The organism is Stenotrophomonas maltophilia group sp. Smal32, assembly GCF_030237085.1.
Taxonomy (GTDB): domain Bacteria; phylum Pseudomonadota; class Gammaproteobacteria; order Xanthomonadales; family Xanthomonadaceae; genus Stenotrophomonas; species Stenotrophomonas maltophilia_Q.
Map to the genome: position 1 here is coordinate 1 of NZ_JASJSI010000145.1, position 8,641 is coordinate 8,641.

The 8,641-nt window shown below is 67.2% G+C and carries 7 protein-coding genes and 1 tRNA gene; 4 read left to right on the forward strand and 4 right to left on the reverse strand.

Going from position 1 to position 8,641, the window contains the following annotated elements; all coding sequences use genetic code 11:
• Positions 1–8: 8 nt before the first annotated feature.
• Positions 9–2,957 (forward strand): autotransporter domain-containing protein, encoded by a 2,949-nt coding sequence (locus QRO91_RS20690; RefSeq protein ID WP_285310539.1) that lies wholly within the window; start codon positions 9–11, stop codon positions 2,955–2,957.
• A 578-nt stretch (positions 2,958–3,535) separates the two neighbouring features.
• On the opposite strand, the gene QRO91_RS20695 is transcribed toward QRO91_RS20690, so the two are convergent.
• A tRNA-Ser gene (locus QRO91_RS20695) sits at positions 3,536–3,626 on the reverse strand.
• 165 nt (positions 3,627–3,791) lie between these two features.
• Between QRO91_RS20695 and QRO91_RS20700 the strand changes: the two genes are divergently transcribed.
• Complete coding sequence (locus tag QRO91_RS20700; protein ID WP_285310537.1) at positions 3,792–4,496, forward strand: PP2C family serine/threonine-protein phosphatase; 705 nt, start codon at positions 3,792–3,794, stop codon at positions 4,494–4,496.
• 61 nt (positions 4,497–4,557) lie between these two features.
• Here QRO91_RS20700 and dnaQ read toward each other — a convergent pair whose 3' ends face one another.
• The 3 genes from dnaQ to QRO91_RS20715 are packed head-to-tail and all read right to left on the reverse strand — an operon-like array spanning position 4,558 to position 6,404.
• Entirely contained in the window at positions 4,558–5,289 is a 732-nt protein-coding gene (gene dnaQ, locus QRO91_RS20705) for a DNA polymerase III subunit epsilon (protein WP_285310538.1), read from the reverse strand.
• 4 nt (positions 5,290–5,293) lie between these two features.
• The gene (gene rnhA / locus QRO91_RS20710; RefSeq protein WP_049430229.1) at positions 5,294–5,746 is read right to left on the reverse strand and encodes a ribonuclease HI; all 453 of its coding nucleotides are present in this window, start codon (positions 5,744–5,746) and stop codon (positions 5,294–5,296) included.
• Positions 5,747–5,759: 13 nt separating this feature from the next.
• Positions 5,760–6,404: a hypothetical protein gene (locus QRO91_RS20715; RefSeq protein ID WP_049430230.1), complete on the reverse strand. Its 645-nt coding sequence runs from the start codon at positions 6,402–6,404 to the stop codon at positions 5,760–5,762.
• Between the two features lie 11 nt (positions 6,405–6,415).
• On the opposite strand from QRO91_RS20715, the gene gloB reads away from it, so the two are divergent.
• Together gloB and QRO91_RS20725 are read left to right on the forward strand one after the other, a co-directional pair.
• Complete coding sequence (gene gloB, locus QRO91_RS20720; RefSeq protein ID WP_049430232.1) at positions 6,416–7,180, forward strand: hydroxyacylglutathione hydrolase; 765 nt, start codon at positions 6,416–6,418, stop codon at positions 7,178–7,180.
• Complete coding sequence (locus QRO91_RS20725; protein WP_049430235.1) at positions 7,177–8,376, forward strand: lytic transglycosylase domain-containing protein; 1,200 nt, start codon at positions 7,177–7,179, stop codon at positions 8,374–8,376. The genes gloB and QRO91_RS20725 overlap by 4 nt, the downstream gene beginning before the upstream one ends.
• Positions 8,377–8,641 lie beyond the last annotated feature (265 nt).

The window sequence follows — 8,641 nt, forward strand, 5'->3', positions numbered from 1 at the left end:
TTGCAGCACTGCTCGGCATCGCTGCCGCGCCGCAGGCCCATGCCAGTGCCTTCCATGTGAATGGAGACACGCTCTACTACACCGGCAACGTGCTGGCGACCGATCCGCAGACGCTGGAGGCCTACGTCCTGGCCGCGCAGGCCCGTGGTACGCCGCTGCGCCAGGTGGTGTTCCGCAACTCGCCGGGCGGGGCCGCCTCCGGTGGCGTGGGCATGGGCGCCATCATCCGCCAGCATGGGCTGGACACCGTACTGGACGGCGGCTGCTACTCGGCCTGCGCCGACGCCTTCGTGGCCGGCGTCAAGCGCAGGGTGACGCAGTTCGGCCTGCTGCCGGCGCACGGCAACTACACGCAGACGGTGCTGGGCATCCATGGCGAATCCGGCCCGAACGGTCCTACCCCGTACCCGGGTCAGGACAAGTACATCAAGTACTACAAGGACATGTTCGGCCCGACCGACTTCGCGGTCATCGAAGCGCGCATCGTCCAGGCGCACTATGAACTGACCCAGCAGTCGGGCTTCCTGCGCTACTTCGACCCGAACGTGGCGGCCGTGGCCACGCGCTTCTGCCCCACCCGCGACCAGAGCGCGGCAGGCAACTGCACCGCATATCCCGGCGTGACCTTCTACAGTGATCGCGTCGTTACCGAAGCCGGTTACGTCCAGCCCGGCGACGTGCTCTCCATCGACAAGGAAGTGAGCGGAGACCTCAATCCGAACCTGGCCGTGCGCGGCCGTTACACCAATGCGCTGGCCAACCTGCGCTACTTCCAGCAATCGGCCCCGGACATCCGGCTGGACGACGCCTTCGGTGTGATCCGCATCGGCAAGGGCGGCGTCTGGTCGCTGGATTCCGCCTCAGCCGCGCAGTATGTAGTGGCCGATGGTGGCACGCTGCGCCTGCAGCAGAATGGCTGGATCCACCACGCCGAAGCCATCGGCGCCCGCAATGGCGGACGCATCGAACTGCAGCAGGGCGCACTGCGCAGCCTGACCGTGATCGAACGCGGCGGCGTGCTGACCGGCAACGGCTCCTTGAACGCCACGATCGACATCAACGACGGCGGCACGCTCGCACCGTCCGGCATCGTCATGCGCCCGTACTCGCTGGAGGCGCTGGCGCCCGGTGGCGACGACGTGTTCACCAGCGAGCGCTTCCGGATCGGCAAGGGCCGCTACATCAACCTCAAGGACGGCGCGAACCTGGCCTTCCAGGTCGACAGCCAGCGCACCGCGCCGGCACTCACGCTGGAAGAAGCCCGCTACTTCCTGGTCGATGAAGACCCGCAGGCGGGTGACTACAACCTGTTCGGCAACATCAACCGCGCCGTGCTGAGCATTGCCCCCAGCGCCAGGCTGACACTGGACGTCAAGCAGGCGTTCTTCCCGGCCGGGCAGCAGAACCACCTGGTCGGGACCCAGGTGGATGCCAGCGCCCTGCAGCTGCCCGTCGCCCCCTGCGGCCCGTCGAACGGTGAGTACGCTGGCCTGTGGTGCCGCACCGCTACGCCCGACACCCTGACCCGCGCAGCGCCGGTGTCGGACTTCATCGAAGGGCGTTTCCAGTACGTCGAGCGTAGTGGCGAAGCCGGCAGCGCGGTCGACCTCACCGCGCCCGGCGCGGTGTTCCGCCCCCGCCACAATTCGCTGCTCAGCTTCGCGGTCAACCAGACCGGCAGCGGCATCTGGTTGACCGCCAATCCCTCCTTCGACGACACCCGGCTGTTCGGCAATGCGCAATCCGGCGACGGCCTGGGCCTCGCGCTGCAGCAGGCGGCCGCGCAGCGCACGCCGTCGATGAGCGGACTGCTGGGCGCCCTGCAGTTTGCTGACCGCGATGACATCACGCGCCAGGCGGGAGCCCTGCGCGGTGACGCGCATGCCAGCCTGCGCCTGGCCGACAACGCATTGATCGGCAGCATCGGCAATGTCGTACAGCAGCATCAGGCCGCTTCGCGCAGCGGTGGCGATGCTGATGGCCTGGCGGCACAGGCCGCGCAGGCGGCCTCGGCGCAATCGGCGATGACCGGCAATCGCCTGTTCAACCAGCTGGCGATGCACCTGGTCGCACCGGCAGATGCGGGCAGTGACGCGGGCGACGCCGGACGCAACCACAGCTTCTGGGCGCGGGGGTTCGGCAGCCACGGCCGGATCGACGCTGACGGTGGCGTCGCCGGCCTTAGCCACACCATCGGCGGCATCGTGCTCGGTGCCGATACCCGCCTGGCAGACGACCGTGTGACACTGGGCGTGAGCCTTGCCGCGGCCGACATGTCGACCAAGGCCAGCGAAGGCGCAGGATTCACCGGTGATGTCCGCGCGCTGGATGTCGGCGCCTACATGGATGCAGTGTATTCGCGCGGTTATCTGTCCGCCGCCGTCCGCTACACCGACCTGCGCCACGACACCCGCCGCAGCATCGAGGGCATTGAAGGCCTGCAGGGACCGCTGCGTGCGAAGTACAGCAACGACGCGATTTCCGCACGCGTGGAGCATGCGTTCTCGTTCACCACCGGCAACGGCGTGGTGATCCAGCCGCTGCTGCCGGTGATCGACTACACGCGCACCTCGGCCACGCGCTTCAACGAAGGCCAGGATGCGGCCGCACTGGTCGGCCGCAGTGGCAGCCTGGAGAGCATCCGCGTGGGCGCAGGCCTGCAGTTGTTCAAGACCTTCGACGGCAACAACGGCGAGCGCATCACCCCGCGTGCCCGCGTGCTCTGGCAGAAGGAGCTGGGCGATACCCAGGCCCGCTACAGCAACGGCTTCACCGCCGCCCCGGACCTGCTGTTCGGTGCCAGCAGCCAGACCGTCGGCGAGCAGGTGCTGGCCTGGAACCTCGGCATCACCAGCCGCGCCAGCAAGCGCCTGTCGGTGATGGTCGACTACGTGGGCGAACGTCGCGACGGCCAGACCCAGAACGGCATCCAGCTGGGGCTGGGCTACACGTTCTGAGCACACGCCATTCGCACAGGGCATGGTTCCCCACTCTGTGCGAATGGCCTCCCCTCGCACGCCATGCGTGGATCCATCGCGTGCTTGGATGGCCTTCACTCCCACACCACGCGAATGCGCCTCCCGGTAGATCCACGCCATGCGTGGATGGCCCACAGGCGTGACATTGAATCGTCGGGTGGAACAAGCCCCTCTGTTGAGGGGCTGCCCCGACAGGGGCGGGGAGAGGCAGGCAAAGGGAGGGGCCCACGCGTTGCGCAGCAACGTGTGGGGCGACGCGCGAAACGCGCGTCGCGTCCCGCGCCAGATAAAGAAAAAGGGCTGCCTTTTGGCAGCCCTTTTTCTTTATCAGGCGGAGAGGGGGGGATTGTCGGGTGCATCCATGCACCCGACCCTTCCGCGCTACGCGCTCCAGGGCCAGCCTACGGCTGTCCGGTTCTGCTCCTGCAGAACCGTCGAACCCCGTCGGGGGTTCTCATCCCCCCGCATCAGAGATGTCGATCACTACAACAACCGCCTGCATCTCCCGAACGTTGGCCAAGAAAAAAGCCGCCCAGTGGGCGGCTTTCTTCTTTATCTGGCGGAGAGGGGGGGATTCGAACCCCCGAGGCGCTATAAACGCCTGCCTGATTTCGAGTCAGGTACATTCAACCACTCTGCCACCTCTCCGGGTGGTCCCCGGCGGACCGGGGACGCGCATCATACGAGGAAGTGAGGCCGACGACAAGTGATTCTGGCCAACGAAGTGTAAATTTCCTGGGCGCATGCCTTGCCGGATGCCTGCGGCCACCCGATGATGCCTGTCTCCCCCGGCAATACCCCGCCCTGCCTACCATGATCGAATTCGGACACCTCACCCACCCCGGCATGCCCCGCGAGCTCAACGAGGACACCTACTACGGTGACAGCGAGCTGGCCCTGTGGCTGGTGGCCGATGGCATGGGCGGGCATGCCTGCGGCGAAGTGGCCAGTGCACTGGCGCGCGAAACCATCGTGCGCGAGATCCGCCGCGGCGCACCGCTGGCACAGGCCATCCGCACTGCCGACGAAGAGATCATCCGTGCCTCGCGCCGGCGCAACGACACGTTGCCGATGGGTACCACCGTGGTCGCCGCGCGTGTGCAGGGCAACCGCTATGAAGTGGCCTGGGTCGGCGACAGCCGCGCCTACCTGTGGCGCGACGGCCAGCTGGCGCAGCTCAGCCAGGACCACAGCGTGGTGCAGGAACTGGTCGCGCAGGGCAACCTGACCGCCGAGCAGGCCCGCGCGCATCCGCACCGCAACGTGGTCACCCAGGCACTGGGCGTGACTGATCCGGCCCACCTGAACGTGGCCACCACCAGCGGTGAGCTGCGCCCGGGCATGCAGCTGCTGCTGTGCAGTGACGGTCTCACCGAGGAAGTGGATGACCGCGGCATCGCCCACACCCTGGCATTCGAAGATGCCAGCGCGCAGGAATGCGTGGATACGCTGGTCGCCGCCGCACTCGACGGCGGTGGCCGCGACAACATCAGCGTGATCCTGGTGCGCTGCCACTGAGCCTCGCGCATGAGCCGAGCATGGCTCGGCTCTACAGCAGATCCACGCCATGCGTGGATGATCAGGCGCTGGCGGGCTCTTCCACCTTCGGGCCATCCCACAGTGCCTGCCCGGCCTTCTTGCGCAGCCGCTCCAGTCGCGCGGTGTGCGCTTCCAGTTCCGACGGTGTAGCCACCACGCGCGGACGCGGCAGCAGCTTGCTGGTATCGAAAGCCTGCAACCCCGCGCCGGCGCCGCCGCCATCTTCATCGCCCAGGCCGAAGCCGATCTCTTCCTGGCCCGAGGTCAGCGCGATATAGACATCGCCCAGGATCTGCGCATCGAGCAGGCCACCGTGCAGCGCACGGTGCGAGTTGTCCACGCCCAGCCGCTTGCACAGCGCATCCAGCGAGTTGCGCTGGCCCGGGAAGCGCTCACGCGCCATCGCCAGGGTATCGATCACCGTACAGCGATCGGTGATCTTTCCGTACTGCGGCCCCAGCAGTGACAACTCGTTGTCGAGGAAGCCGAGGTCGAACGCCGCGTTGTGGATGATCAGCTCGGCGCCATCGATGAACGCCAGGAACTCATCGGCAATCTGCGCGAATTCAGGCTTGTCATCGAGGAACTCCAGGGTCAGGCCGGTGACTTCCTGCGCGCCCTGTTCGAACTCGCAGTCCGGCTTGATGTACTGGTGGTAGTTGTTGCCGGTCGGGCGGCGCTTGAACAGCTCCACGCAGCCGATTTCGACGATGCGGTTGCCCTTCTTCCACTCCAGGCCGGTGGTTTCGGTATCGAGGATGATCTGACGCATGGGCTCAGTTTACCGGGCTGGCGTCGCGGACCTGGATCGCCGCGTTGCGGGCCAGGGTATCCACCCGCTCATTGTCCGGGTCGCCGGAGTGCCCCTTCACCCAGCGCCAGTCGATCTGGTGCCGCAGCGTGGCCGCGTGCAGGCGCTCCCACAGCTCGCGGTTCTTCACCGGATCACCGCCGGCAGTCTTCCAGTTCTTGCGGATCCAGCCGGGCATCCACTGGGTCAGGCCCTGCCGCACGTACTGCGAGTCGGTGTAGAGCACGATGTTGCACGGCTCGGTCAGCGTCTCCAGCCCGGAAATGGCCGCCATCAGCTCCATCCGGTTGTTGGTGGTGTGCGCCTCACCGCCACTGAGCTCGCGCTCGTGGCCCTTGTAGCGCAGCAACGCGGCCCAGCCGCCGGGGCCGGGATTGCCGAGGCAGGATCCGTCGGTGTGGATTTCGATGGTTTTCAATACAGCTCCAGAATCAGGTAGCAACGGTGCCGTGCCAGCGCACCGGCAACGGTTTCGGCCCGGGCAGGGCCAGCGTGCGTTTTTCCGCATGGAACAGGCAGGCCGCGCGCAATGGCGCCCAGCCCCCCGCACGACGGCTGCCGGCACCGCGCCAGAGCGGGCCGAGGTAGCGCATATCGTCGCACTCCAGGCCATGGCGGCCGAGCAGCAGGCGGATCCGCTGCGGCGTACGCACCACCAGCCCATGCTGCCGCCAGTGCGTGCGGTACGGGCTGAACGGATTGAGGCTGCTCAGCCACAAATGCCCGCCCGGCATCAATACGCGCTCGCACTCGTCGAGCAGCTGGTCGGCATCGCCTGTGGTGACATGCTGCAGCACGATCGCATTGACGCTCTCGTTGGCCAGGGGCAAGGGCAGCCCGCAGCGGGTATCGCCGCCATAGCCCGGCCCCTGCCGGTACAGGCGCAGGCCGCGCCCACCCAGCTGCGCATCCTCCAGCCAGGCCGCACTCGGTGCGATCCACAACCAGGGTTGCGCGGGCAGCACCGACAGCTGCGGAAGCAGCAACTGCCGTTCCAGAACGCGCAGGGCCGCCGCCGGCTCACTGTCGAACCACGGGGTCTGGCTCGCTTGACGGGTGCTCTGCAGCGCGGGCATGGTCCAATTCTATGCGACTGACTGCCCTGCCCGCATTTGCGGATAACTACATCTGGACGCTGATCGACGACGAGGGTGCCGCCGTGGTCGTTGACCCCGGCGACGCCGCGCCGGTGCTCGCGCTGGCCGATCAGGGCCTGCGCGTGGATACGATCCTGCTCACCCACCACCACGACGACCACATCGGTGGCGTGCCTGCCCTGAAAGCACGTTTTCCCGATGCGCGGGTGATCGCGCCGGTCGAAGAGCGCATTCCCACGGCGACCGAGCGGGTCGGCGAAGGTGAACGCGTTCAGGCACTGGGCCGGACGTTCCACGTACTATCCGTGCCCGGGCATACCCGCAGCCACATCGCGTTTCACACTGCTGAACATCTTTTCAGTGGAGATTCTTTGTTCAGCCTGGGCTGTGGACGTCTGTTCGAAGGTACGCCGTCCCAGCTGCTGGCATCGATGCGCAAGCTGGGTACCTTGCCCGCGCAACTGCTGCTTTGTTGCGCCCACGAGTACACCGTGTCAAATGCCGTCTTCGCGCGGCATGTCGACCCCGCCAACGCTGCCCTGTGGCAGCGCCAAGAGGAGGCTTTGGCCATGCGCCGCGATGACCGTTCCACCCTGCCGGTAACCCTGGCCAACGAGTTCGACTGCAATCCCTTCCTGCGTGTGCACGCGGCGCCCATCCGTGCGTCGGTGTCGGCACACCTGGGCCGTGACGTCGTTGACGACGTCGACGTGATGGCCGGTCTCCGGCATTGGAAAGACGGCTTCCGCGCATGATGCGCCGAAGTCTGCCGCTGGCCCTGGGCCTTGCCCTGGGGCTGGCCGGAACCGCGGGCGCACAGTCGCTGGGCGCCGGCATCAGCCAGAACCTGACCGCTGCCGCGGCCCTGCCACTGGATCCGTCCTCGCTGCCAGCGGCCTCGGTGCGCAACGGCCAGGAGATCTTCACCAGCTTCCGCGACGGCCTGGCCGAACCCAGCTGCGACGCCGAGGCCACCAGCCCGCGCTGGCAGAAGCAGTTCGCCCACGCCCCCTCGCGCCTGGCCAACCAGGATGACGATGCGCTGGTGCTGTTCGGCTACGTGGTCGAAGAGCTGCGCAAGGCCGACCTGCCCACCGAGTTCGCGCTGATTCCTTTCGTGGAAAGCGGCTACCGGCCCAATGCCCGCAACGGCAGCGGCCCGACCGGGCTGTGGCAGTTCATCGCCACCACCGCGCGCAACCACCGCGTGCCGATGACCAATGGCTATGACGGCCGCCTGTCGGCGGTCGATTCGACCCAGGCCGCAGTGCGCTACCTGAAGACCCTGCACGGCATGTTCGGCGGCGACTGGCGCTTGGCCACCATGGCCTACAACGCCGGCGAGTACCGCGTGCTGCAGTCCATGCGCAAGGCTGGCATGAACGCGCAGAACGCCAAGCCTTCGGCGTTGCCCGGCCTGTCGCCGGTCACCCATGCCTACGTCGAGAAGCTGCATGCCCTGGCGTGCGTGCTGGAAGACGTGGAAGACCAGCCTGGCGTGATGGCCTCGCTGGACCGCACCGTGCCGGTGCTGAAGGACCACACGCTGCCTGCGGGCACCAGCGTGCAGCAGTGGGCCGCACAGCGCGCCCTGGACCCGGCCAGGATCGCCCGCCTCAACCCGGCCCTGGCCTCCGGTGGCCGCCCCTCGGGCACCACCCGCGTGCTGGCACCGGTCTCGGCCGCAAATGCGACGGTAACGGAGGCAGCGACCACGCTGGTCGCCAGCGCCGCACCGGTGGCGGCCGCTGTACCCGCGCCGCAGGCCAGCAGGACCGTCGCCGCGATCGCCGACCGTCCGCGCAGTCGCCGCCACACCGTGCGTGATGGCGAGTCGGCCTGGACCATCGCCCGCCGCTACGGCATGCCGGTGAAGGCCCTGCTGTCGCTGAACGGCCTGAGCGGCAGCAGCGTGCTGAAGCCTGGCGCGGTACTGCGCGTGGAGGACTGACGCGCAGGCCAAGCGCCTCCCCATGTAGCCGAGCCCATGCTCGGCTTTTTTCTTGCCTGCGACGTGTCGGGGTTCATGACAAGCCGAGCGTAGGCTCGGCTCTACAGTTCAATTTCCAGCATCGCTCCCAATAAAAAAGGTTCTTCTCCCATCTGAGGGGAGAGGCTCACGGCCGACCCGCTAGATTGTGGTTGTCGAGACTACAAACTGGGGCCGGCCGTGGCCAAGCTGGATTGTATGCCGTTGCTGGGATGCTGGGCGGGAT